This window comes from Streptomyces sp. 12E, assembly GCF_055633275.1.
This window is the reverse complement of sequence record NZ_JBVNCJ010000001.1, coordinates 3,481,042-3,504,286: the sequence shown is the minus strand read 5'-3', so window position 1 is coordinate 3,504,286 and position 23,245 is coordinate 3,481,042. Positions and strand designations below refer to the sequence as shown.

Sequence of the window (23,245 nt, the reverse complement as noted above, 5' to 3'; positions counted from 1 at the left end):
GTCCGGCATTTCGATCGTAGTGAGCCGAGTGCGCCCGCGCAGGACCCACCAGCGCACTCCTTGCCGCCACGTGCGGATCGTACGCGGACTCACGCGCCTTCCCCGCACGGGCACTTCGGCAAACGTGTGGGTGTGGCGCGATCTTCCCGCGGCCGGGTGGGATTTTCCCGCTGCCGGCTACCAGCGGAAGGTGCGCATGCGCATCGCGTGGCGCAGCCGGGCGGCCTTGGCGCGGCGCGGCTGGACCCGGTCGCGCAGTGCCCGGGCCTCGGCGAGTTCGCGCAGGAACCGGGCGCGGCGGCGCCGCCGCTCGGCCTCCGTCTCCGCCGGATCGGGTGTCCCGCGCGGTGACGGAACGTCTCGGTCGTCCTGCTCAGGCATTGGTTCACCACCCCAGTCCGTCCTTCCCACCTTCCCCCGGTCGGGCGGTTTGACGCCAACGAAGGAGCGACGGGGGTGGAGAGCGCTTGCCGTGTGCGGGGGACGCCGGGCCCACCGGGCCCGGTTAATGTTGACGCCATGCGTCTCCACGTCGTCGACCACCCCCTGGTCGCCCACAAGCTCACCACGCTGCGCGACCAGCGCACCGACTCCGCGACCTTCCGCCGTCTCGCCGACGAACTGGTCACCCTGCTCGCCTACGAGGCCACGCGCGACGTGCGCACCGAACAGGTCGACATCCAGACGCCGGTCGAGCGGACCACGGGTGTCAAGCTCTCCCACCCGCGCCCGCTGGTGGTGCCGATCCTGCGGGCCGGCCTCGGCATGCTGGACGGCATGGTGCGGCTGCTGCCGACCGCCGAGGTGGGCTTCCTCGGCATGATCCGCAACGAGGAGACGCTGCAGGCCTCGACGTACGCCACCCGGATGCCGGAGGACCTCTCCGGGCGCCAGGTCTACGTCCTGGACCCGATGCTCGCCACCGGCGGCACGCTGGTCGCGGCGATCCAGGAGCTGATCCGGCGCGGCGCGGACGACGTGACCGCCGTGGTGCTGCTGGCCGCGCCCGAGGGCGTCGAGGTCATGGAGCGCGAGCTGGCCGGCACCCCGGTGACGGTGGTGACGGCGTCGGTCGACGAGCGGCTCAACGAGCACGGTTACATCGTGCCGGGCCTCGGCGACGCCGGGGACCGGATGTACGGGGCGGCGGAGTAGGTCCCGCGCTCCCGCGGCCCGGCGGTCCTCCTCCGGTTCAGCAGTTCTTCTTCGGGGCGGGCGTCGCCTCGGGCTCGGCCAGTGCGGTCAGGGCCCGGTCGGCGTCCGCCTTCTTCGTCAGGTCCTTGAACCCGTCGCCGATGACCAGGTCGACCTCGGCGCCCTTGCGGGCGGGGTCGGTACGGTGTTCGGCGCCGGCGAGCTGGGCGCCGAGCACCGGCAGCGTGGTGTCGAGGGCGGTGGCGGGCCCGAGGAGCACGCCGGTGCCCTTGACCTTCTTGTCGTACTGCTCGGTCGCGTTGCCGACCTCGCCGATCCTGAAGCCGCGCTTCTTCAGCTCGTCGGCGGTCTTCTGGGCGAGTCCGCCGCGGGTCGTGGCGTTGAGGACGTTGACCGTGATGGTCCCGGGAGCGGGCAGCGCCTTCGGCGCGGCCGTGCGGCTCACCGTGTCGGCGCAGGCCGCCTTGGTGCCGCTCGCGGGAGCGGAGTCGTCGCCGGTGAACACGTCGATGAGCTGGAGCGTGCCCCAGCCGCCCACACCGAGCACGGCCGCGGAGGCGACGGTGAGGCCGACGAGCCTGCCGCGCCGCCGGGGGCGGCGCATCCGCGGGTACTTGTCACCCGTGATCCGGTACTGGCCGCCCATGCCGGGTGGAGTGAGCATGCTCATGAGCGCAGCGTAGTGCGCTCGGGCGGTAATGCATACCAGATGATCATCCGACCGTGTGCAGTCCAACCCGAAAGGGGCACGCCGAGCCGTGCGGGAGGACGCGGGGCGGGCGTCAGCCCAGTTCGAGCACGCGGGCGTGCAGCACCTGGCGCTGCTGGAGCGCGGCCCGCACCGCGCGGTGCAGCCCGTCCTCCAGGTACAGATCGCCCTGCCACTTCACGACGTGCGCGAAGAGGTCGCCGTAGAAGGTCGAGTCCTCGGCGAGGAGGGTCTCGAGGTCGAGCTGCTGCTTGGTCGTCACGAGCTGATCGAGGCGGACCGGGCGCGGCGCGACGTCCGCCCACTGCCGGGTGCTTTCCCGGCCGTGGTCGGGGTACGGCCGGCCGTTTCCGATGCGCTTGAAGATCACACGGAAAGCCTACCGGTCAACGTGTTCCGGGCGCAGCCATGGCGACGCAGTGCGACCCCGGAAAAGACGCCCGAATACCGGACGAAACGGGATGGTGGTCTGATACGACCGGTCGTGAGGCCGGGCCGCCGGACACCGATTCCGGGGCTCCCCGCCGGTCGTCCGTCCTCCCCGAGGGGGCTTCCGGTCCGCTTCCCGGCCCCCTCCGCGGCCCTCATGCCCCGCGCACGCGCCCGGATCCCGGCCGACGGCCCCGGCCCCCTGCCGTCGGCGACGTCCCGCCGAGCGTCCCGGCTCAGCCCGCGCGCCAGTACCCCAGCGCGTTCACCCGCTGCTTGGGCACGCCCAGCTCCTTGCGCACGAACGCCGACAGCGCGCGGGTGGTCGCGGTGTCGCAGGCGATCCACACATACGGATCGGGGGTGGACCTCAGCAGCTCGGGCAGCTCGGCCCGGACCCGTTCGAGCAGCGCCGCCCCGGCCCCCGACCTGGGCACCTCGCGCACCTCGATCCGGCCGGGGTCGGCCCGGAAGGGCAGCCCGTCGAGGGCGCCCTCGAACCAGACGGTCGCCGGGGTCGCGCACAACGCGCCGAGCAGCGAGTTGACCGCCGGCAGCGAGGCCGGGTCGCCGATCGCGAAGAGGCGGGAGGGGCTGGGGTCCGGCTCCTCGAAACCCGTGCCCTGCACGGTCGCCTCGATGGTGTCGCCGGGCTTCGCCGCCCTGGCCCAGTCGCTGGCGCACCCCTCGTGCAGTGCGAACTCCAGGCTGAAGGTACCGGCCGCCGGGTCGGGGTCGACCAGGGTGTACGCCCGCTGGTGCGGCCTGCCCGCGTTGTCGAACCACAGCCGCACCCACATCGTCGGGTGGTCGCCGGTCGCCGCCAGCATCCCTCCGTCGGTGAAGCGCACCCGCCGGTAGTCGGCGGTGACGTCCTCCGTGCCGGTCACGGTGAACTCGAAGTCCTTCGCGCGCAACAACTTGAGGACCGCGCCCTCCCAGCCCCGCCCCTGCCCCATCGTGTCCTCACCCTTCGCGTACGATTTCGCCACGATTTACTTAGGGGAGCCTAACCTAATGGGAAATGAGGGCACAGTGGGTGGCGAGATCTTCCGGGATCCCTGGGGCATCCCCCATCTGCGCGCGGAGAGCGCGAACGGGCTCGCGTACGCCCAGGGCCGGGTCACCGCCCTCGACCGGGCCTGGCAGCTCGAGGTCGAACGGCACCGCGCGCAGGGCACCTCGGCCTCCTTCCTCGGCTCCGAGGCGCTCGGCTGGGACCGTTTCGTCCGCCGCGCCCGCCTGGCCGACACGGCCCGTCGCTGCTGGACCGGACTGCGGCGGACGGACCCGGAGACGGCGGAGTGGGTACGGGCGTACGTGTCCGGGGTGAACGACGGCCTGGCAGCCGCCGGGTCCCCGGCGTCCGGGGCCGCTCCCGAGTTCGCCCGCGCGGGGCTCCGTCCCGGTCGCTGGGAGCCCTGGACCCCGCTCGCGGTCTGGCTCTCCACCCACATCCTGTTCGCCGGCTTCCCCGCCAAGCTCTGGCGCACGCACATCGCCGCCCACCTCGGCGCGGACGCCGTCGGCCTGTTCGCCACCGACGGGCCCGGCACCTCCGGCAGCAACGGCTGGCTGGTCGCCGGGCAGCGCACGGTCACCGGGCACGCGGTGATCGCCGGGGACCCGCACCGCTTCATCGAGGACCCCGGCGTCTACCAGCAGATCCGCCTGTCCTGCCCGGAGTTCGACGTCGTCGGCCTCGCCGTGCCCGGCGTTCCCGGCATCGCCCACTTCGGTCACACCGGCACGGTCGCCTGGGCCATCACCAACGCCATGGCCGACTACCAGGACCTCTACCGCGAGCAGCTGCGGCGCACCGGCGCGGGCGTGGAGGCGCTCGGCCCGGACGGGACGTGGCGGCGGGCCGCCCGGCACACCGAGACCGTCGAGGTGGCGGGCGAGGAGCCGGTCGAGGTCGAGGTCATCGAGACCGACCGGGGCCCCGTCGTCATCGGCGGCCCCGAGGGCCTCGACGACGGCGTTCCCGAGCCCGGCGGGCCCCCGCTCGCCGTCGCCCTGCGCCACCCGCCCCGCGTCACCGGCGACCTCGGCTTCTCCGCCCTGCTGCCGCTGCTGCGGGCCCGCCGGACCGCCGACGTGGACCGCGCCGTCGACCTGTGGGCCGAGCCGGTCAACGTGGTCATGGCCGCCGACGCCGAGGGCGGCACCCTGCACCGGGTGGCCGGCCGGGTCCCGGTCCGCTCCGAGGCCAACCGGACCCGTCTGGTGCCGGCGTGGGAACCCGGCCACGAGTGGCGGGGCTGGCACGAGCCGCCGCGCGCCGGACTGACCGACGGCGTCGCCGTGATGGCGAACCAGCGCGGCCCGGCCGGCCCGCTGGGCGTCGAGTTCGCCCCGCCGCACCGCGCCGACCGCATCACCGCACTGCTGGCGCGGCGGACCCGCTGGTCCGCCGCCGACATGTCCGCCCTCCACATGGACACCCACCTCGCCTCCGCCGCCCCCCTGTTGGACCTCCTCGCCGCCCTCGACGGCCCCGCCGCCGCGGTCGGCACCCCCGCCGCGGGCTTGAGCGCCCCCGCCGCCGCCCTGCGCGACCGCCTCCTGCGCTGGGACCGCCGGATGGACGCGGACAGCACCGACGCGGCCGTCTTCGCGGCCGTGCGGAGCGCGGTCGTACGCCGGCTCGCCGCGCAGCCCGCCTTCGCCGCGGCGGCCACGCCGCCCCCGTACCCCGAAGTCTTCCTCCCCTGGCTCGCCCTCGTCCCGCGCATCGGCCACGCCCTCGAACACCTCCTCTCCGCCGAGGACCTGTTCGGCGTCGACCGCCCCGCGGTGGTCCGCGCGGCCCTGGAGGAGGTGGCCGCCCGGCCGCCCGCCGGCACCTGGGGCGACACCCACCGCCTGGCCCCCTGGCGGGCGCTGCCGCCGACCGGGCCGTACGACGAACCCGGCCTCTCCGGCGACCACGACTGCGTGCTGTGCACCTCCCCCGTGCCCGGCCTCACCGACCTCGCCGCACGCGGCCCCGCCGCCCGCTACGTCTGGGACCTGGCCGACCGGGAGAACAGCCGCTGGGTGGTGCCGCTGGGCGCCTCCGGCGTGCCCGGCTCACCCCACCACCGCGACCAGCAGCCCCTGTGGCTCGCCGGAGACCTGGCCCCGGTCCTCACCGACTGGGCGCAACTGACGAAGGAGACCGATGTCTGACCCGTACGCCTCCCGCACCGCCGTCCACGAGCAGACGGTCGACGGCTTCGGCGCCGTGCGCGTCCTGCCGCTGGACCCGGCCGCCGACGCGCCCCTCCTGCACCGCTGGGTGAGCGAGGAACGCGCCGTCTTCTGGGGCATGAACGGCCTCACCGTCCAGCGGGTCGCCGAGATCTACGCCCACATGGACACGCTCGACACCCACCACGCGTACCTCGTCCTCAAGGACGGCGAACCCGCCGCGCTGCTCCAGACGTACGAACCGGAGGCCGACCGCGTCGGCGAGTGCTACCCCGTCGAACCCGGTGACATCGGCGTCCACCTGCTGCTCGCGCCCACCGGGAGCCCGCACACCGGCTGGACCGCCGCCCTGGTGAGCGCCATCGCCGCGTACGTCCTGCTGGGCCTGGACCGCAAGCGCGTGGTCGTCGACCCGGACGTGGCCAACGTGAAGGCCGTCGCCCGCTTCCTCCGGCAGGGCTTCACCGCCGGCCCCCGGGTCGTCCTGCCGGAGATCGACCTCCCGGACGTGTACCTGCCGGAGAAGAAGGCGCAACTCGCCTTCCTCACCCGCGAGGTAGCCTTCGGAGGGTGACCCCCGACGACCTCGTCGCCCACTACGGACTGGAGCCGATCCCCCGTGAGGGCGGCCGGTTCCGGCGGACCTGGGCCGGTCCCGCCCGCTCCGACGGCCGCCCCGAGGGCACCGCGATCGTCGCCCTGCTCACCGACGCCCCCGGCGACTTCTCCGCCCTGCACCGGCTGCCCGCGGACGAGATCTGGCACCACTACCTCGGCGACCCCCTCCGCCTGCTGCTCCTCGCCCCCGACGGCGCCACCCGCACCCCCGTGCTCGGCCCGGACGTCCTCGGCGGCCAGCACGTCCAGCTCGTCGTCCCCGCCGGCACCTGGATGGGCGCACGGGTGGCGGAGGGCGGCGCCTGGACGCTGTTCGGCTGCACCATGGCGCCCGGCTTCACCTACGAGGACTACGAGCACGGCGACGCGGCGGAACTGACGGCGCGTTACCCCGACCGGGCGGCGCTCGTCGTGGAACTCTGCCGTCCATGAGCCACAGAGGACTGCTCGACGGCCAGGTCGCCCTGATCACGGGCGCGGGCGGCGGCATCGGCCGGGGCATCGCGCGGAGGTTCGCCGAGGAGGGCGCGGCCGTCGCACTGCACTGCCGTACGGCGGTGGAGTCCGCGCGGGAGACCGCCGACCGCATCCGGGAGGCGGGCGGTGCGGCCGTCGTCCTGCGGGCCGACCTCACCGACGAGGACGCCTGCCGCGGGGTGGTGGCCGAGGCGGCCGACCGGTTCGGCGGCCGGCTGACCGCGCTCGTCAACAACGCCGGCGTCCAGACGCTGCGGGAGCTCGCCGGGATGTCGGCGGCCGAGTGGCGGGAGGTCGTGGACGCCAACCTCACCAGCGTCTTCGCCTGCACCCAGGCGGCGGCACAGCTCATGCGCGGCCAGGACGGCGGCGGCTCCGTCACCCACATCGCCTCGGTCGAGGCCCGCAGCCCCGCCCCGGCCCACGCCCACTACTCCGCCTCCAAGGCGGCGGTGGTGACGCACGCCCGCGCGGCGGCCCGGGAGTACGGCCCGTGGGGCGTGCGCGTCAACACCGTCTCGCCCGGCCTGATCGACCGGGAGGGCCTGGCGGAGGAGTGGCCGGAGGGCGTGCGGCGCTGGCGGCAGGCGTCCGCCGTGGGCCGGATCGGCCGCCCGGAGGACATCGGCGACGCCTGCGCGTTCCTGGCCTCCCCGCTCGCGTCCTGGGTGACCGGCCACGACCTGGTGGTGGACGGAGGGGTCTCGGCCCGGCCCTCCTGGTGAACCGGTGAGCAGACCGCGCCCGCCGTCCGTACGTAACCCGTAGCCGGATGGCCGGGAGGCGGGACGACGTGCAGCGACGCGGGAGCGGGGCGACGGGCGGGGGCGGACGGGAGGGAACCCCGGACGGCCGCGGCCCCCGGCGGCTCCGGGGGCTGGTGCTGCTGGGCGCCGTGCTGGTCCTGCTCCTCCTCGGGAGCGCGGCCCCGGCGCGCGCCCACGCCGCCCTCCGCGGCAGCGACCCCGAGGACGGAAGCGTCGTCAGGACCGCGCCCGGCCGCATCACCCTGGCCTTCACGGAGTCCGTCGGCCTGCTCGAGGACTCCTTCCACGTCTACGGCCCCGACAACCGCCGCGTCCACCTGGGCGAGCCGCAGCACGCGGACGGAGCCTCGGACACCGCCCGCGCGGACCTGCCCGGCGGTCTCGCCGACGGCACGTACACGGTGGCCTGGCGGGTCGTCTCCGCCGACAGCCACCCGGTCTCCGGCGCCTTCACCTTCTCCGTCGGCAAGCCCTCGCCCACCCCGCCCGCGGCCCCCGCGGACCACGCCGAGCACCCGGTCACCAAGAGCCTCTACGACACCGGCCGCTACCTCGCGTACATCGCCGCCGCGCTGTTCATCGGCACGGCGGCCTTCGCGGCGCTGTGCCGGCCGCCGGACCCCGCCCCGCTGCGGGCGCCGCTGCTCACCGGCTGGTGGACCCTGCTGACGGCCACGGCCGCCCTGCTCGTCCTGCGCGCCCCCTACGAGAACGGCGCCTCCCCCGCGGCCGCCCTGGGCCTCTCCGCTTTCACCGACGCCCTCACCGGCCGTCCCGGCCTCGCCCTGCTGACCCGCCTCACCTTGCTCCTGGCGGCGGCGCTCCTCGTCCCGCCCCTCCGGCGCCGCTCCCCTCGCACCCGCCTGGCGGCCGGTGCGGCCCTCTCCGTCGCCCTGGCCCTGACCTGGGCGGCGGCCGAGCACGCCTCCGCCGGGATCCAGGTCCCGCTCGCCATGACGTCGTCCGTGCTCCACCTGCTGGCGACGGCGTGCTGGCTCGGCGGCCTGACGGCCCTCCTCCTCACCCTGCACCGCGCGAAGACCCCGCCGCCGGCCGTCACGGTCACGCGCTTCTCCCGCCTGGCCTTCACCTCGGTGACCGTTCTCGTCGTCACCGGCGTCTACCAGTCCTGGCGCGGCCTGGGCTCCTGGTCCGCCCTCACGCAGACGTCGTACGGCCGGACCCTGACCGTCAAACTCGCCGCGGCGCTCTTCCTGCTGGCGGCGGCGGCCCTGTCCCGCCGCTGGACGGCCCTGCCGGCACGGCCGGCGGCGGTCGAGGAGCGCGTACCGGAACCGGCGGGCGCGTCCGGACCCCTTCCGGAGCCGGAGCCCGGGCCGAGGCCGGCGCCCTCCCCGGCGGAGGGACCGGACGACCGCGGGCGCCGTGCCCTGCGCCGCTCCGTGCTGGCCGAGGTCGTCGTGGCGGTGGTCGTCCTGCTGATCACCACGGTGCTGACCGGCACCCTCCCCGCCCGCGCGGAGGCCGAGGCGGCCAGGGCCCCCGAGCCGCAGGTGGCGGGCCTGCCCGGGGCGGAGGCGTTCACGGTCCCCTACGACGCGGGCACCCCCGGCGGCCGGGGCACGGTCCAGCTCACGATGGACCCGGGCCGGGTCGGCGAGAACGGCCTCCAGGCGGTGGTCTTCGGCCCCCGGGGCGCCCTGACCTTCGTCCCGGAACTCCGCGTCTCCTTCACCCTCGCGGCGAAGGACGTCGGCCCCATCGACGCCGGGCTGACCGACCGCGGCGGCTACTGGGCCACCAACGACCTCGCCCTCCCCCTCGAAGGCACCTGGACGATGAAACTGACGATCCGGGTCTCCGAGGTGGACCAGGTGAGCGAGGTGCGGCAGGTGGAGATCACCCGCTGACCACGCGTCATGCCGGCCCGCAGCGGCCGCGGAGGATTTCCACGCCGTCGCCCTCGAGGTCGTCGCAGTACGCCGCGCGCCCGGTCATCGCCATCACCAGGGCCAGGGTGCGGCCGGACACGAGGGGGCCGGAACCGGTCGTGAACGGGCCGTCGTCCGCCACGAGCCTCAGACCGCCGATGCGTCCCTTGGCGACGACCACGAGGTCCGAGCCCCGGTAGTACTCGGCCGCCCGGGTGACGACGTCGATCGGGTGCTCGCGGCGGATGTCCAGCGGGCGCCGGATGTCCTCTCCGTGCACGATCGTCTCGCCCAGCATGGCGATGGCGGGCAGGGGAGGCTTGGTCGTGCTCGGGACGACGCTCCGGAAGCGTTCGAGGGTCTCGCCCGGGGACGCGCCGAGCTGCTCGGCCAGCCGCACGGCCACCTGCCGGTCGAAGTCGAACCGGCAGCGGATCACCCCCGCCAGCCAGCGCACGGTGTCGAGGCTCGCGCCCGCGGTCAGATGCGCCAGCACTTCACGCACCGTCAGTCCCGCGCAGAGCGAGGGAGTCTCCCACTGCTCGTCCGTCAGCCCCGCGAGATCGGCCGCCAGCGTCGCTCGCTCGGCGTGGATCAAGGGCCATGTCCCGGCCCCGCGGTGGTGGTCCGCTGTCAGTGCCTGATCGGTCATGCGGGCTGGACTCCTGTCAGGGGCTGTGATCTGCGGTGCCCCCCGGCCCGGACGGCGGACGTCCGGCGAGGGCGGTCCTGAAGGGGACTCCCGCTCCGGGGCGAAGTCATCGCCGGAGAACGGTCTTTCACCGCAGGGCGGTGGTCGGTCGCCGGTGGTCGCGGGCGGCGAGCACGGCTTCGCGGGCGAGGACGGCGGCGGGGCGCGGGACGACGGCCCGCGCCCCGTGACCCGGCGAGGTGGGACGGCAGCCGCGAGCCGGGACGGTGATCCCGCCAACCGCGAAACACCGGCGCAAGGGACGAACCGCACATGCGGAGCCCACGGCTTCCGCTGCCCACGACCGCCCCGAGGGACGTCGAGCGGCGGCTCCCCCCGTCACGCCCGCAGCGTCGGCCGGACACGCCTCCTGTTCCGCGCGCAGGCGACCTCCTGGGGGCTGCCGCAGGAGGTGGCGGGCACGGCGGAACTCCTCCTGAGCGAGCTGACGACGAACGCGCACCGTCACGCGGAGGTCCCGGCCGGCCGTGGGATCCGGGCCCGCTGCGTCCTCACGGACGACCGCCCCCGCGTCACGGTGACGGACGCCGACGCCACGCTCCCGACCCCGGCCACGGCTCACCCGGACGACGAGTCGGGCCGGGTCCTCGCCCTCGTGACCACGCCGGCGGACGACCGGGGCGCACAGGGGAGGGGGTGCGGCATCGGCAAGGAGGTGTGGTGCGAACTCCCGACGAACCCTTCAAGCCCCGGCCGGAGGATCACAGGGGAGCACCGCACCCCAGAAGTGGAAGCACGCTTCCATGAAACATGCCTCTCTGTCCGTGCGACGGATCGGAACGACCCGGGCGGCCACCGGGACGGACGACGTCGAAGGGCCCCCTGTTTCCAGGGGGCCCTTCGACATCGTGCCCGGTGAGGCACTGGCGGAGGATACGAGATTCGAACTCGTGAGGGGTTGCCCCCAACACGCTTTCCAAGCGTGCGCCCTAGGCCTCTAGGCGAATCCTCCGGTGGGAACATTACATGACCGAGAGGAGTGCTCGCGAACTCGTTCCTCACCCGCGACATGGGGTAGCCTCTGCTTAGCCCCTCACGCGGCGCTATCTGACTGAACTCCCCCAGGGCCGGAAGGCAGCAAGGGTAGGTCGGCTCTGGCGGGTGCGTGGGGGGCGCTTGCGTTCCGGGCGTACGGGCCGGTTGTCAGTGGACGCCTATAACCTCGTATGCGTGTCGTCTCTCGCGTTGTACCGCCGCTACCGCCCGGAGTCCTTCGCCGAGGTCATCGGGCAGGAGCATGTCACCGACCCGTTGCAGCAGGCGCTGCGGAACAACCGGGTCAATCACGCGTACCTGTTCAGCGGTCCGCGCGGATGCGGCAAGACGACCAGCGCGCGGATCCTGGCGCGGTGCCTGAACTGCGAGAAGGGCCCGACACCGACGCCGTGCGGGGAGTGCCAGTCCTGCCGGGACCTCGCGCGCAACGGGCCGGGTTCGATCGACGTCATCGAGATCGACGCCGCTTCCCACGGTGGTGTGGACGACGCCCGTGACCTGCGCGAGAAGGCGTTCTTCGGGCCCGCGGGCAGCCGGTACAAGATCTACATCATCGACGAGGCCCACATGGTCACGTCGGCCGGTTTCAACGCGCTGCTCAAGGTCGTCGAGGAGCCCCCGGAGCACCTGAAGTTCATCTTCGCGACCACCGAGCCCGAGAAGGTCATCGGGACCATCCGGTCGCGCACGCACCACTACCCGTTCCGCCTGGTGCCGCCCGGCACGCTGCGGGACTACCTCGGAGAGGTGTGCGGGAAGGAGGACATCCCGGTCGAGGAGGGCGTGCTGCCGCTCGTCGTGCGGGCCGGCGCCGGATCCGTGCGTGACTCGATGTCCGTCATGGACCAGCTCCTCGCCGGCGCGGGCGAGGAGGGTGTGACGTACGCCATGGCCACCTCCCTGCTGGGGTACACGGACGGCTCGCTGCTCGACTCCGTCGTGGAGGCCTTCGCGACCGGTGACGGCGCCGCCGCCTTCGAGGTCGTCGACCGGGTGATCGAGGGCGGCAACGATCCGCGCAGGTTCGTCGCCGACCTGCTGGAGCGGCTGCGGGACCTCGTCATCCTCGCCGCCGTTCCCGACGCCGCCGAGAAGGGGCTCATCGACGCCCCCGCCGACGTGATCGAGCGGATGCGGGCACAGGCCGGCGCCTTCGGGGCCGCCGAGCTCAGCCGCGCCGCCGACCTCGTCAACGAGGGGCTCACCGAGATGCGCGGCGCCAACTCGCCGCGCCTCCAGCTCGAGCTGATCTGCGCGCGCGTGCTGCTGCCCGCCGCCTACGGTGACGAGCGTTCGGTCATGGCCCGGCTGGACCGGATCGAGCGCGGGGTGAACTTCTCCGCGGCCGGCGCCGGCGCGCCCGCCATGGCGTACGTCCCCGGGCCGGAGGCCCACGCGGGAGCGCCGGGACAGGGCCCCGTCGAGCCGGGAGGCGGTCCCGCCGCCGCCCGGGCCGCCGTGCGGGGGCCGGCTCCCGCTCCCGCCCCGGCTCCCGCTCCCGCCCCGGCTCCCACTCCCGTACCTCCCGCCGCGCCGGCTCAACAGCCCCCGGCATCCGCATCCGCCCCCGCGCCCTCCGGCGCCCCGCCCGCGGCCGGCGCCCCCGGCGCCTGGCCCACCGCCGCCTCCGCCGGCGGCCGTCGGCCGGGCGGCTGGCCCACCGCCGCCCCGACGGGCGGGGCCCAGCCCCCAGCCCCTTCCCCCGCGCCCACCCCCGCCCCCCAGGCGGCCCCCGCGCCCTCGGGAGGTGGCGGTGGCGGCGGGCTCGACCCCCGCACGCTCTGGCCGAACATCCTGGAGACGGTCAAGAACCGCCGTCGCTTCACCTGGATCCTGCTCAGCCAGAACGCCCAGGTGACCGGCTTCGACGGCACGACGCTCCAGATCGGCTTCGTGAACGCCGGCGCGCGGGACAACTTCCTCAGCAGCGGCAGCGAGGACGTGCTGCGTCAGGCGCTGGCCGAGCAGTTCAACGTGCAGTGGAGGATCGAGGCGGTGGTCGACCCCTCCGGCGGCGGGGGAGGCATGGCGGCGCCGGCCCCGGTCGGAGCGCCCGCCGGCGCCCGCACCGGCGGCGGGTACGGCGGTCCCGGAGACGGCCGGCGGCCCTCCGCGCCCCCGCCGAGCGCCCCGGCCGTCGCGCCCGCGCAACCGGTGGCGAGCGCCCCGGCGGCCTCCATGCCCGCCCCCGTCCCCGCTCCGGCGCCCCGTCCGTCCGCCCCGGAGCCGCCGCCCGTCCCACCCGAGGACGACGTTCCCGAGGACGACGACCCCGACCTGGACGAGTCCGCCCTCTCCGGGCAGGAACTGCTCGTCCGCGAGCTGGGCGCGACGGTCGTCGAGGAGTTCACGAACGACTAGGGGCGTTTCGGAGGAACGCACGAACGGCGTCCTCCCCCTCCTTCGGCAGCCCGCACAAGGCGGACCCGCCGTCTCCCGTTAGGCTGACCCCGTGAAGGTCCTCGTCATCGGCAGCGGCGCCCGCGAACACGCCCTGTGCCGCTCCCTGTCCCTCGACCCCGACGTCACCGCGCTGCACTGCGCCCCCGGCAACGCCGGCATCGCCGAGGTCGCCGAGCTGCACCAGGTCGACGCCCTCGACGGCGCGGCCGTGTCCGCGCTGGCCACCCGGCTCGGCGCCGACCTCGTGGTGGTCGGCCCGGAGGCGCCCCTCGTCGCCGGTGTCGCCGACGCCGTGCGCGACGCGGGCATCCCGGTCTTCGGCCCGTCCAAGGAGGCCGCGCGGCTCGAGGGCTCCAAGGCCTTCGCCAAGGACGTCATGGCGGGGGCCGGCGTGCCCACCGCCCGCAGTTACGTCTGCACGACGCCCGAGGAGGTCGACGCCGCCCTCAGCGCGTTCGGCGCCCCCTACGTCGTCAAGGACGACGGGCTCGCGGCCGGCAAGGGCGTCGTCGTCACCGACGACCTCGAGGCGGCCCGCGCCCACGCCGACGGCTGTGACCGCGTGGTCATCGAGGAGTTCCTCGACGGACCCGAGGTCTCCCTCTTCGCGATCACCGACGGCGAGACGGTCGTACCGCTCCAGCCCGCCCAGGACTTCAAGCGCGCGCTGGACGGCGACGAGGGTCCGAACACCGGCGGCATGGGGGCGTACTCCCCGCTGCCGTGGGCCGACCCCAAACTGGTCGACGAGGTCGTGGAGACGGTCCTCCAGCCGACGGTGGACGAGATGCGGCGTCGCGGCACCCCGTTCTCCGGGCTGCTCTACGCCGGTCTGGCGATCACCTCGCGCGGGGTCCGTGTGATCGAGTTCAACGCCCGCTTCGGCGACCCCGAGACCCAGGTGGTCCTGGCCCGGCTGAAGACCCCGCTGGGCGGCCTGCTGATGGCCGCCGCCACCGGCAACCTCGCCCACCTGGAGCCGACGCGCTGGAGCGACGAGGCCGCGGTCACCGTGGTCGTCGCCTCGCACAATTACCCCGGCACCCCGCGCACCGGCGACCCGATCACGGGCCTGGACGAGATCGCCGCCCAGGACGCCCCGCACGCGTACGTGCTGCACGCGGGGACGAGGCGGGACGGTGACGCGGTGGTCAGCGCGGGCGGGCGCGTGCTGTCCGTCACCGCGACCGGCAAGGACCTCACCGAGGCCCGCGACCGCGCCTACCGCGCGGTGTCCCGCATCGGCCTCGACGGCTCCCGGCACCGCACGGACATCGCGGCGAAGGCGGCGCGGGAGGCGTAGCCGCACGGACCGGTCCGCTCCCGGTGCCGATGAACCCCGCAGGCCCCGGATCCGTCTCAGGATCCGGGGCCTGACCCTTGCCCTCCGTCCTCCAGCTCTCCCCAAAGCCATTCCATCGGGTGAGCGATGCGCCATCCGGCTGACGACAGCCGGGGCCCCAACTATGGTGCCGCGCAAGCGTTCCGGCACTTGGCCCATCGGCATTGCGATGTCAGTGGCGGGTGCCACAGTGGGGGAGTGGGCAACGCCGGGACAGCATCACGACCGCCGGGAGGGGGAGAGGTCGGGCCATGAGCGGAAGCGGAGCGGGAGCGGAGGCGGGCGCGCAGACGGCGCGGTCGCACGCGCTGGCCGTGCTGCGCGTCCGGAGCCGGGCGCTGGCCGTCGCACTGCTTCCGGCCGCCGTCGCCGTGATCCTGCTCGTCGGCGGGCCCACCGGCCATCTGCCGGGCGGCGGCTGGGACCTCGCCCGCCGGCTCCTGACACCGATCGCGGTGCTGGTCCTGCTCGCCGCCGCCGGTGTCGCCCTGGTCGTCGCGCGGGCCCGGCCCGCCATGAGCCCCACGGTCCCCATCGCCGAGGACGCGGCCCCGGACCTGTACCGGATGGTGCGCGACCTCGCCGACCGGCTCGACGTTCCCGCCCCCTCCGCGATAGCGCTCACCCCGGACTGCGACAGCTGGCTGGAGGACCGCACCCACCCGGCCCACGGCCCCCCACCCGCCGAGGAGCACGACGACATAGCCGGTGCGGGGCGACCCGCCCGTGTCAGGGCCGCCGCGGCGCCCGTGCTGGTGATCGGCTCCCCGTTCCTGTGGTGGATGCGCGTGGGCGAGCTGCGCGCGGTCCTCGCCCCGGTCGTCGCCGGTACGGGACCTTCGGCGCACCCGGACATAGCCGCCGCCCGGCGCTTCGTACGAGGGCTGGACGCCGCGGTGGCCGTGACCTCGGCGCCCCGCGGGGGGCCGGTGGTCCGCGGAATGCTCGCGGGCGCCGGCCGCATCGTCCGTCTGCTGCTGCGCGGCTGCCGGGGGCATGCCGTGGAGATGGAGCGCGGGGTCGCCGCGGCGGCGGCCGCGCGTGCCCAGGCCGTGGACCACGGGCTGCGGATCGTCGCCCAGGAGCAGGTGGGCCTGGCGTACGCGGGCTGGGACCGGCTGCTCACCCGGGTCGCGCTGCCGGCCTGGCGGATGGGCCGCTGGCCCTCGCGGCTCAACGCGGGAGTGGTGGCGGCGCTGACCGAGCTGTCCCGCCGGGACCGGCTGGCGGAGGGCTTCGCCTCCCGCCTCGGCGAGCGTCCGGCGTGCGACCTGCTGGAAGAGCCCGGCACGGTGGACGAGGCCACGTCGCTCCTCGCCGCCCGCCTCTTCCACGGCGGACCCGCAGAGACCGGTCCGGACTGGTCCCCGGTGCACTGGGGCGACTATCCGGAGGAGGTCGTCGACCGCAAGTGGCGCGCCGACACCGCCCGTCTCCACCGCGTCCTGGACGCCCTCCACGTCCCTCCCGCCCCCGGCGAATCCCTCGCCCCCGGCGCCCCCACCCTCTCGCGGCTGCTGACCCACCTGACCACCCCCGCGGAAGCCCACGCGCCCACACCGTCCACGGAGCCCGCTCCCGGCCTGCCGCCGGCTCCCGCCCCCGACGACGAGGACCTGGCCGCCGCCACCCCCCGCAGCGCCGCCCTCGCCGCCCGGCTCAGCGCCGAACTGGCCCGGGAGGAGGCGGCGGTGGCGCCCTCCGCCTCCGGCGTCCGCGCGGACGGCGCCCCGGACCCCCTCCGGGGCGACCAGGCGCTCCCCCTCTTCCCCCTCCAGCCCCCGCGGGCCGGCCGGGAGCTGCTCGCCGATCACATCGCGGCGATGGTCTGCTGCGCGGCGATGGACACCGCGGGCGCCGCTCCCGGACTCGACTGGCTCGACGGACCCGCGCTGCTCCTCGGCGGTGCGCGCGCCGCGGACCTCTCCCCCCGGATCCTGACCCTCATCGAGGACGGCGACCCGGCGGCCCTCCGGCTGTGGCTGACCCGGCAGGGCATACGCCCCGAGAAGCCCGTACGGCTCGTCTGAGCCGTCGGCCGCCCCCTGCCCCGGAGTCCTGGAGCTCACCCTTCCGCTTTCGGTCAATTCAAAACGAACGGTGACGTAGTACGCGCGTCATGTGATGTGCTTGGACCGTTCGCGCTCACTGGCAAGAGCGCACGACATACGACAAGCACATAACTGGCGGCAGGCGCCGGCCGACTGCCGGACAGCACCACGCACCGCACCGCGACGGGGGCACGAGGGAGGGAGCGCTCATGGGGTCGGAGCAGGTCCGCCGCTGGGAGTCGGGCGCACTGGCACACGCCGTGAACGATCCCTTCGGGCTGGGGCCCCTCCCGTGGCTGCGCGGCAGCGAGACGTACTTCGACGACAGCGGCCGGGTCGTCCCCTGGTACGTGGAACCGGAGCCGTACACGGACGCGGAACGGGCCGCCGCCGCCCGCGTCCCGAAACAGGGCGGCCTGAGGATCCCCGCCCCCCGTGCCTCCGATTCCGTCGGACCCCGAGCCGCCGACGACGTGCACCGCCAGATCAAGGGCTTCGCCTCCACCGGCGCGGTCGCCCCCGGTGAGTCCATCGACTTCCACATCACCGTCGACCCGCCCCAGCCGTTCGACGTCGACGTCTACCGCATCGGCCACTACGGCGGCCACGGCGCCACCAAGATCACCTCCAGCCCCCGCCTCTCCGGCATCGTGCAGCCGGCGCCGCTCACCGCCGACCGCACCGTCTCCTGCCACCACTGGTGGCTGTCCTGGCGGCTGCCGGTCCCGTCGTACTGGAGCGTCGGCGCGTACGTCGCCGTCCTCACCACCGCCGACGGCTACCGCTCGCACGTCCCGTTCACCGTCCGCGACAACCGCCCGGCCGACCTCCTCCTGGTCCTGCCCGACATCACCTGGCAGGCGTACAACCTCTACCCGGAGGACGGCCGCACCGGCGCGAGCCTCTACCACGCCTGGGACGAGCAGGGCCGGCTGCTCGGCGAGGCGGACGCCGCCACCACCGTCTCCTTCGACCGCCCGTACGCGGGCGCCGGCCTCCCGCTGCACGTCGGCCACGCCTACGACGTCATCCGCTGGGCCGAGCGCTACGGCTACGACCTCGCCTACGCGGACGCCCGTGACCTGCACGCCGGCCGGATCGACCCCACCCGCTACCGGGGCCTGATCTTCCCCGGCCACGACGAGTACTGGTCGGCGCCCATGCGTACCGCCGTGGAGCACGCCCGCGAGCACGGCACGTCCCTGGTCTTCCTCTCCGCCAACACCATGTACTGGCAGGTGGAGCTCGCCCCCTCCCCGTCCGGCCCCGCCCGCCTGCTGACCTGCCGCAAGCGCCAGGGGCCGGGCAGACCCACGCTGTGGCGGGAGCAGGACCGCGCCGAGCAGCAGCTGCTGGGCATCCAGTACGCCGGTCCCGTCCCGGAGCCGCACCCGCTGATCGTCCGCAACGCCGGCCACTGGATGTGGGAGGCGACCGGCGCGCACGAGGGCGACGGCATCGAGGGCATGGTCGCGGCCGAGGCCGACCGCTACCACCCGCGCACCCCGCTGCCGGAGCACGAGGAGCGCGTGCTGCTCGCCCACTCCCCGTACACCGACCGCCGGGGCGTCCGCCGCCACCAGGAGACGTCCCTCTACCGGGCCCCCTCCGGCGCCTGGGTCTTCGCCTCCGGCACCTTCGCCTGGTCCCCCGCCCTGGACCGCCCGGGCCACACCGACCCCCGCGTCCAGCGCGCCACCGCCAATCTCCTGGACCGCATCTGCAAACGCTACTGACCCCTCCGTCGGCACCCCGTACGCGGTCCGACCCGCGCATACGGGAGAATCGAGTCACTTGGACAGAACCACAGGGAGAAACCGTGTCCGGATTCGTCGAAAAGCCCGAGCCGATCCAGGTTCCGGGTCTGGTGCATCTGCACACCGGCAAGGTGCGCGAGCTGTACCGGAGCGAGGCGGGCGACCTCGTGATGGTCGCCAGTGACCGCATCTCCGCCTACGACTGGGTGCTGCCGACCGAGATCCCCGACAAGGGCCGGATCCTCACCCAGCTCTCCCTGTGGTGGTTCGACCAGCTCGCCGACCTGCTCCCGCACCACGTCCTGAGCACCGAGCCGCCGGCCGGCGCCCCCGACGACTGGGCGGGCCGCACCCTGGTCTGCAAGTCCCTGAACATGGTCCCGGTGGAGTGCGTGGCCCGCGGCTACCTCACCGGCTCGGGCCTGGCCGAGTACGACGAGTCCCGCACGGTCTGCGGCCTCGCCCTCCCCGAGGGCCTGGTCGACGGCTCCGAACTGCCCGCCCCGATCTTCACCCCGGCCACCAAGGCCGCCGTCGGCGAGCACGACGAGAACGTCTCCTACGAGGAGGTCGCCCGCCAGGTCGGTGCGGAGACCGCCGCCCAGCTGCGCCAGGCGACCCTCGCCGCCTACTCCCGCGCCCGGGACATCGCCCGCGACCGGGGGATCATCCTCGCGGACACCAAGTTCGAGTTCGGCTTCGACGGCGAGAGCCTGGTCCTCGCGGACGAGGTGCTCACCCCGGACTCCTCCCGCTTCTGGCCGGCCGAGCAGTGGGAGCCGGGCCGCGCGCAGCCGTCGTACGACAAGCAGTTCGTGCGGGACTGGCTGACCTCCGCCGAGTCGGGCTGGGACCGTGGGAGCGAGCAGCCCCCGCCGCCGCTGCCGGAGCACATCGTGGACGCGACCCGCGCCAAGTACGTGGAGGCGTACGAGCGCCTGACCGGCACCACCTGGAGCTGATCGCTCCCGGGCCGCACGACGAGGGCCCCGGTCGATGACCGGGGCCCTGATCCAGAGCGAACGACGAGGTTCGAACTCGCGACCTCAACCTTGGCAAGGTTGCGCTCTACCAACTGAGCTACGTTCGCATGCGCCGTGGCGCGAGACCCACTATACCCAACCTCGCTCCCGTGCGAGACGGACCGCCGCATGGCGATTCTCCGCCCCGAGCTTCGAGACGGCCGAGGAGAGGTAGTTCCGCACGGTTCCCTGGGACAGCGCGACCCGCTCAGCGATCTCCGCCACGGGCGCCCCGTCCGCCGCGAGTTCCAGCACCTCGGCCTCGCGCGCGGTCAGCGGGGAGTCGCCGGCCGCGATCGCGTCGGCGGCCAACTCGGGGTCGACGTAACGGTTTCCCGCGTGCACCGTACGGATGATCTCCGCGAGCCGCTGGGCGCTGACGGTCTTGGGGACGAACCCCCGCACACCCGCCTCGAGCGCCCGCTTCAGGTGCCCGGGCCGTCCGTGACCGGTTACGATCAGCACCCGGCAGCCGGGCAGCTCCGTGCGCAGGGACGTGGCGACCTTCACACCGTCCGCGCCGGGCATCTGCAGATCCAGTACGGCGACGTCGGGGGCGTGCGCCCGTGCCATCGCCAGAGCCTCAGGACCGGTGGCCGCCTCGGCGACGACGAGGAGGTCGTCCTCCAGGGACAGCAGGGCGGCCAGCGCCCCGCGGATCAGGTGCTCGTCGTCGGCGAGCAGCAGGCGGACGACGTCCGTCACGACGCCACCTCCAGCGCCGGCTCCGCCGTCAGCGGAACCTCCGCGACCAGTCGGAACACACCCTTGCCGACATCCCTGGCGTCCAGCGTGCCGCCCACCGCCACCAGCCGCTCCCGCAGCCCCGCCAGACCCGAGCCGCCCACGCCACCCGGGCCGGCCGTCCCGGACCGGGCCGCCGCCCCGTCGTTCTGCACCGTCAACACCACACGCCCCTCAGGCATCCGCACCGACACGGTGCACTTCTTCGCGTCCCCGTGCCGCAGCACGTTGGTGGTCGCCTCCCGCACGACCCAGCCAAGGGCCGACTGCACTTCACCGGGCAACCCGCCCGTCTCGCCGCTCACCTCGCAGTCGATGCCGGCCGCCCTCAGCACCCCCCGCGCACCGCTGAGTTCGGCCTCCAGGTCGATCTCCCGGTAGCCGCGCACCACGTCGCGCACCTCCCGCTGGGACTCCTGGGCGATCCGCTGCACCTCGATCATCTGCTCCACCGCCTCCGGCCGCTCGCGCCGGGCCAGCTGGACGGCCAGCTCGCTCTTGAGCGCGATCACGGCGAGGTTCCTCCCCATCACGTCGTGCAGGTCCCGCCCGAACCGCAGCCGCTCCTCGGCCACCGCGAGCTGGGCACGGGTCTCGCGCGCCTCGTCGAGTTCGTAGACGGCGTTGAGCAGCCAGACGGAGAAGACCGCGGTGAAGGCGAGGAAGCCGGATCCGGCCAGCACGATCGCGGCCGTTCCCAGCGCGGTGAGACCGGGCGCGCCCAGCAGCAGGAGCACGAGGAACGTTCCGGCCGCGAACCCGCCGACGACGGCGGGGGCGCGCCGCCGGTCGCGTACCCCGAGCGTGACGATGCCCGTGCCGAAGCAGAGCACGCCCCCGAAGACCGAGCCGGCGGCGGTGTCGACGCCGTCGCCCGGCGGCCCGTGCTCCGCGACGGCGAGGGCGGAGACCGCGAGCGCCACGGTCAGGACGCCGTGCGTCCACAGCAGCCGCAGGGGCTGGGGACGCTGTCCGCGGGCCCAGTCCACGGCCCGGGAGACGATCACCATGCCCAGCGCGGCGTGCGCTATGACCGGCAGCGACAGCAGGAGTGCGAACCGTCCTCCCACCTGCACGAAGGCCGGCAGGCCGATCGCGGCCATCTCGGAGAGGCAGACGGAGTGGAACGACCACCGCGTGTACGTCTCGACCTTCGCCGGTGTGCTCTTGCGTCCCCACCAGCCGCCCGGCCTGCCCATGTCCCGTCTCTCCCGCCCTCGACCGCGTCAGTGCCTCGGCTCCCAGCGGAACCGCCGCCGTACAGCAAACACCGCCAGCAGGGTCCAGGCCACCGCCGTCGCGAGGGCGCCGAGGGCCTCGGCGGCCGACAGGTCGCCGGTCCAGCCGCCGCGCACCAGGGTGACGACCGGGGTCAGCGGCAGCAGTTCGCAGACGGAGGCCAGCCGGTCGGGGAACAGCTCCAGCGGGACGAACATGCCGGAGCCGAGCATCGAGACCATCAGCAGCGGCATCGGGGTGACCTGCGCGCTCTCGGCGGTCCGGGTGAAGGCCGCGGTGACGGCCGCGAGCGCGGCGCACATCACGAGCCCCAACAGCAGGCCGAGGACGGCCAGGTGCGGCGCGGACGGCGCGGACATGTCCAGCAGCGCCACGCAGGCCGTGGTCAGCACCAGGCACTGCACCAGTCCGACGAGGACGGCCGGCAACGCGGACCCGCCGAGGATCTCGGCGTCCCGCAGCTCGCCCGTGCGCAGCCGCTTGAGGACGAGTTCCTCGCGGCGGACGACGAAGACGCCGACGAGGGCGGAGTAGACGGCGAACAGCAGGGAGAAGCCGACGGCGGCGGGCAGCACCACGGTGCCGGGGGTCAGCCCCGCCTCGGCGAGGTCCATCTCCTCGGCCGCCGACCGCACGCTGAGCGGCAGCACCAGCGGCACGAACAGCGCGGCGAAGAGCGTGCCCTTGCTCCGCCCCAGCAGGGTCAGTTCGGCGCGGGCGAGGGCGGTCATCCGGCTCACCGGTGTGGTCGTGGTCGTGCTCATGCCGCGTACTCCTTCGGCGCCGTCGTCCCCGCCGACGCGTCCTTGGCGATCCCGAGGAACGCCTCCTCCAGCGATGCCGACCGCACGTCCAGTCGGCGCAGTTCCACTCCGGCGTCGTGCGCCCACATCAGCAGTCCGGTGGCCGCCCGCTGCAGTTCGTGGGTGCGCAGCCGGACGGTCCGGCCGTCGACCGTGTGGTCGCTCACGCCCAGTTCGGCCAGGGGCGGCAGGTCGCCCACGAAGTAGCCCTCGGGCAGTTCGAAGGTGATCCGGGACGGCTCGGAGGCGGTCACCTCGGCCGGGGTGCCGGTGGCGGCGATGCGCCCCTCGTGCATGATCGCGAGCCGGTCGGCGAGGTTCTCGGCCTCCTCCAGGTAGTGCGTGGTGAGCAGCACGGTCGCACCGCGGTCGCGCAGCGCGCTCACCAGCTCCCAGGTGTCCCGGCGGCCTTCGGCGTCGAGCCCGGTGGTGGGCTCGTCGAGGAAGAGCACCTCGGGGTCGCCGAGCAGCGCGAGCGCCAGGTCCAGGCGGCGCCGCTGTCCCCCGGAGAGCTGCTTCACCCGGACGCCGGCCTTCGCCTCCAGCCCGACCAGCGCCAGCACCTCCCGCTCGGGGCGGGCCCCGCTGACGCACCCCGCCCACATCCGGGCGGTCTCGGCGACGGTCAACTCGGAGGGGAACCCGCCTTCCTGGAGCATCACGCCGGTGCGGGGCCGTACGGCGGCGCGTTCGGTGTACGGGTCGTGGCCGAGCACCCGGACCCGCCCGCCGGCCGGGGCGGCGAGCCCCTCCAGCAGTTCGACGGTGGAGGTCTTGCCGGCGCCGTTGGTGCCCAGCAGGGCGAAGACCTCCCCGCGCCGCACCGAGAAGTCGATCCCGCGGACCGCTTCGAACCCGCCCCCGTAGACACGTCGCAGGCCGGTGACCTCAATCACGTGTTCGTGTTCGTTCGCTTCCATGCCTCGAGCATCCC

At 74.4% G+C, this 23,245-nt stretch carries 21 protein-coding genes, 2 tRNA genes and 1 other RNA gene; 13 read left to right on the top strand and 11 right to left on the bottom strand.

Going from position 1 to position 23,245, the window contains the following annotated elements; genetic code table 11:
* Positions 1–177 precede the first annotated feature (177 nt).
* Positions 178–381, bottom strand: coding sequence for a hypothetical protein (locus ACZ8ZB_RS16275; protein ID WP_470738439.1), 204 nt, complete (start codon positions 379–381; stop codon positions 178–180).
* Between the two features lie 138 nt (positions 382–519).
* On the opposite strand from ACZ8ZB_RS16275, the gene upp reads away from it, so the two are divergent.
* Positions 520–1,155 (top strand): uracil phosphoribosyltransferase, encoded by a 636-nt coding sequence (gene upp, locus ACZ8ZB_RS16270; protein ID WP_217128816.1) that lies wholly within the window; start codon positions 520–522, stop codon positions 1,153–1,155.
* Positions 1,156–1,192: 37 nt separating this feature from the next.
* Here the strand turns inward: upp and ACZ8ZB_RS16265 are convergent, their stop codons facing one another.
* From ACZ8ZB_RS16265 to ACZ8ZB_RS16255, 3 genes are all read right to left on the bottom strand, one after another.
* Positions 1,193–1,801, bottom strand: a complete 609-nt coding sequence (locus tag ACZ8ZB_RS16265; RefSeq protein WP_470741495.1) for a LytR C-terminal domain-containing protein — start codon at positions 1,799–1,801, stop codon at positions 1,193–1,195.
* A gap of 136 nt (positions 1,802–1,937) precedes the next feature.
* Positions 1,938–2,234 carry a type II toxin-antitoxin system VapB family antitoxin gene (locus ACZ8ZB_RS16260; protein WP_003986294.1) on the bottom strand — a complete coding sequence of 99 codons (297 nt, stop codon included), beginning with the start codon at positions 2,232–2,234 and terminating at the stop codon, positions 1,938–1,940.
* 295 nt (positions 2,235–2,529) lie between these two features.
* Entirely contained in the window at positions 2,530–3,252 is a 723-nt protein-coding gene (locus ACZ8ZB_RS16255) for a siderophore-interacting protein (RefSeq protein WP_470738438.1), read from the bottom strand.
* Positions 3,253–3,328: 76 nt separating this feature from the next.
* Between ACZ8ZB_RS16255 and ACZ8ZB_RS16250 the strand changes: the two genes are divergently transcribed.
* From ACZ8ZB_RS16250 to ACZ8ZB_RS16230, 5 genes are all read left to right on the top strand, one after another.
* Positions 3,329–5,467 carry a penicillin acylase family protein gene (locus ACZ8ZB_RS16250; RefSeq protein WP_470738437.1) on the top strand — a complete coding sequence of 713 codons (2,139 nt, stop codon included), beginning with the start codon at positions 3,329–3,331 and terminating at the stop codon, positions 5,465–5,467.
* Positions 5,460–6,062: a GNAT family N-acetyltransferase gene (locus tag ACZ8ZB_RS16245; protein WP_470738436.1), complete on the top strand. Its 603-nt coding sequence runs from the start codon at positions 5,460–5,462 to the stop codon at positions 6,060–6,062. Before ACZ8ZB_RS16250 ends, ACZ8ZB_RS16245 begins: the two co-directional genes overlap by 8 nt.
* Positions 6,059–6,538: a cupin domain-containing protein gene (locus ACZ8ZB_RS16240; RefSeq protein ID WP_470738435.1), complete on the top strand. Its 480-nt coding sequence runs from the start codon at positions 6,059–6,061 to the stop codon at positions 6,536–6,538. Before ACZ8ZB_RS16245 ends, ACZ8ZB_RS16240 begins: the two co-directional genes overlap by 4 nt.
* Positions 6,535–7,308, top strand: coding sequence for an SDR family NAD(P)-dependent oxidoreductase (locus ACZ8ZB_RS16235; RefSeq protein ID WP_470738434.1), 774 nt, complete (start codon positions 6,535–6,537; stop codon positions 7,306–7,308). The genes ACZ8ZB_RS16240 and ACZ8ZB_RS16235 overlap by 4 nt, the downstream gene beginning before the upstream one ends.
* Positions 7,309–7,463: 155 nt before the next feature.
* Positions 7,464–9,221, top strand: coding sequence for a copper resistance CopC/CopD family protein (locus ACZ8ZB_RS16230; protein ID WP_470741494.1), 1,758 nt, complete (start codon positions 7,464–7,466; stop codon positions 9,219–9,221).
* A gap of 7 nt (positions 9,222–9,228) precedes the next feature.
* On the opposite strand, the gene ACZ8ZB_RS16225 is transcribed toward ACZ8ZB_RS16230, so the two are convergent.
* Positions 9,229–9,894, bottom strand: a complete 666-nt coding sequence (locus ACZ8ZB_RS16225) for a maleylpyruvate isomerase family mycothiol-dependent enzyme (RefSeq protein ID WP_470738433.1) — start codon at positions 9,892–9,894, stop codon at positions 9,229–9,231.
* On the opposite strand from ACZ8ZB_RS16225, the gene ACZ8ZB_RS16220 reads away from it, so the two are divergent.
* Entirely contained in the window at positions 9,893–10,813 is a 921-nt protein-coding gene (locus tag ACZ8ZB_RS16220) for an ATP-binding protein (protein ID WP_470738432.1), read from the top strand. The two genes, ACZ8ZB_RS16225 and ACZ8ZB_RS16220, sit on opposite strands and share 2 nt — an antisense overlap.
* A 5-nt stretch (positions 10,814–10,818) precedes the next feature.
* Here the strand turns inward: ACZ8ZB_RS16220 and ACZ8ZB_RS16215 are convergent.
* Positions 10,819–10,906: transfer RNA gene (locus ACZ8ZB_RS16215), tRNA-Ser, on the bottom strand.
* A 72-nt stretch (positions 10,907–10,978) separates the two neighbouring features.
* Here ACZ8ZB_RS16215 and ffs point away from each other — a divergent pair.
* The 6 genes from ffs to ACZ8ZB_RS16185 all read left to right on the top strand — a co-directional run bounded on the left by ffs (position 10,979) and on the right by ACZ8ZB_RS16185 (position 19,465).
* Positions 10,979–11,077, top strand: an RNA gene (gene ffs / locus ACZ8ZB_RS16210) — signal recognition particle sRNA small type.
* Between the two features lie 47 nt (positions 11,078–11,124).
* Positions 11,125–13,311, top strand: coding sequence for a DNA polymerase III subunit gamma and tau (locus tag ACZ8ZB_RS16205; RefSeq protein ID WP_470738431.1), 2,187 nt, complete (start codon positions 11,125–11,127; stop codon positions 13,309–13,311).
* Positions 13,312–13,402: 91 nt separating this feature from the next.
* Entirely contained in the window at positions 13,403–14,656 is a 1,254-nt protein-coding gene (purD, locus tag ACZ8ZB_RS16200; RefSeq protein ID WP_470738430.1) for a phosphoribosylamine--glycine ligase, read from the top strand.
* 290 nt (positions 14,657–14,946) lie between these two features.
* Complete coding sequence (locus ACZ8ZB_RS16195; RefSeq protein WP_470738429.1) at positions 14,947–16,725, top strand: hypothetical protein; 1,779 nt, start codon at positions 14,947–14,949, stop codon at positions 16,723–16,725.
* Between the two features lie 230 nt (positions 16,726–16,955).
* Complete coding sequence (locus ACZ8ZB_RS16190) at positions 16,956–18,482, top strand: N,N-dimethylformamidase beta subunit family domain-containing protein (protein WP_470738428.1); 1,527 nt, start codon at positions 16,956–16,958, stop codon at positions 18,480–18,482.
* 83 nt (positions 18,483–18,565) lie between these two features.
* The gene (locus ACZ8ZB_RS16185) at positions 18,566–19,465 is read left to right on the top strand and encodes a phosphoribosylaminoimidazolesuccinocarboxamide synthase (protein ID WP_470738427.1); all 900 of its coding nucleotides are present in this window, start codon (positions 18,566–18,568) and stop codon (positions 19,463–19,465) included.
* A 55-nt stretch (positions 19,466–19,520) separates the two neighbouring features.
* Here the strand turns inward: ACZ8ZB_RS16185 and ACZ8ZB_RS16180 are convergent.
* The 5 genes from ACZ8ZB_RS16180 to ACZ8ZB_RS16160 form a co-directional block, all read right to left on the bottom strand.
* Positions 19,521–19,593: transfer RNA gene (locus ACZ8ZB_RS16180), tRNA-Gly, on the bottom strand.
* 22 nt (positions 19,594–19,615) lie between these two features.
* Complete coding sequence (locus ACZ8ZB_RS16175; protein WP_470738426.1) at positions 19,616–20,230, bottom strand: response regulator; 615 nt, start codon at positions 20,228–20,230, stop codon at positions 19,616–19,618.
* Complete coding sequence (locus tag ACZ8ZB_RS16170; RefSeq protein WP_470738425.1) at positions 20,227–21,468, bottom strand: sensor histidine kinase; 1,242 nt, start codon at positions 21,466–21,468, stop codon at positions 20,227–20,229. Before ACZ8ZB_RS16170 ends, ACZ8ZB_RS16175 begins: the two co-directional genes overlap by 4 nt.
* A 27-nt stretch (positions 21,469–21,495) precedes the next feature.
* Positions 21,496–22,272: an ABC transporter permease gene (locus ACZ8ZB_RS16165; RefSeq protein WP_470738424.1), complete on the bottom strand. Its 777-nt coding sequence runs from the start codon at positions 22,270–22,272 to the stop codon at positions 21,496–21,498.
* Positions 22,269–23,231 (bottom strand): ABC transporter ATP-binding protein, encoded by a 963-nt coding sequence (locus ACZ8ZB_RS16160; protein ID WP_470738423.1) that lies wholly within the window; start codon positions 23,229–23,231, stop codon positions 22,269–22,271. The genes ACZ8ZB_RS16165 and ACZ8ZB_RS16160 overlap by 4 nt, the downstream gene beginning before the upstream one ends.
* Between the last annotated feature and the right edge of the window lie 14 nt (positions 23,232–23,245).

Coding starts and splice junctions, on each gene's coding strand:
- ACZ8ZB_RS16275 (WP_470738439.1), bottom strand. CDS start 381: ATGCCTGAGCAGGACGACCGAGACGTTCCGTCACCGCGCGGGACACCC.
- upp (WP_217128816.1), top strand. CDS start 520: ATGCGTCTCCACGTCGTCGACCACCCCCTGGTCGCCCACAAGCTCACC.
- ACZ8ZB_RS16265 (WP_470741495.1), bottom strand. CDS start 1,801: ATGGGCGGCCAGTACCGGATCACGGGTGACAAGTACCCGCGGATGCGC.
- ACZ8ZB_RS16255 (WP_470738438.1), bottom strand. CDS start 3,252: ATGGGGCAGGGGCGGGGCTGGGAGGGCGCGGTCCTCAAGTTGTTGCGC.
- ACZ8ZB_RS16245 (WP_470738436.1), top strand. CDS start 5,460: ATGTCTGACCCGTACGCCTCCCGCACCGCCGTCCACGAGCAGACGGTC.
- ACZ8ZB_RS16235 (WP_470738434.1), top strand. CDS start 6,535: ATGAGCCACAGAGGACTGCTCGACGGCCAGGTCGCCCTGATCACGGGC.
- ACZ8ZB_RS16220 (WP_470738432.1), top strand. CDS start 9,893: ATGCGGGCTGGACTCCTGTCAGGGGCTGTGATCTGCGGTGCCCCCCGG.
- ACZ8ZB_RS16225 (WP_470738433.1), bottom strand. CDS start 9,894: ATGACCGATCAGGCACTGACAGCGGACCACCACCGCGGGGCCGGGACA.
- ACZ8ZB_RS16195 (WP_470738429.1), top strand. CDS start 14,947: ATGAGCGGAAGCGGAGCGGGAGCGGAGGCGGGCGCGCAGACGGCGCGG.
- ACZ8ZB_RS16190 (WP_470738428.1), top strand. CDS start 16,956: ATGGGGTCGGAGCAGGTCCGCCGCTGGGAGTCGGGCGCACTGGCACAC.
- ACZ8ZB_RS16170 (WP_470738425.1), bottom strand. CDS start 21,468: ATGGGCAGGCCGGGCGGCTGGTGGGGACGCAAGAGCACACCGGCGAAG.
- ACZ8ZB_RS16165 (WP_470738424.1), bottom strand. CDS start 22,272: ATGAGCACGACCACGACCACACCGGTGAGCCGGATGACCGCCCTCGCC.
- ACZ8ZB_RS16160 (WP_470738423.1), bottom strand. CDS start 23,231: ATGGAAGCGAACGAACACGAACACGTGATTGAGGTCACCGGCCTGCGA.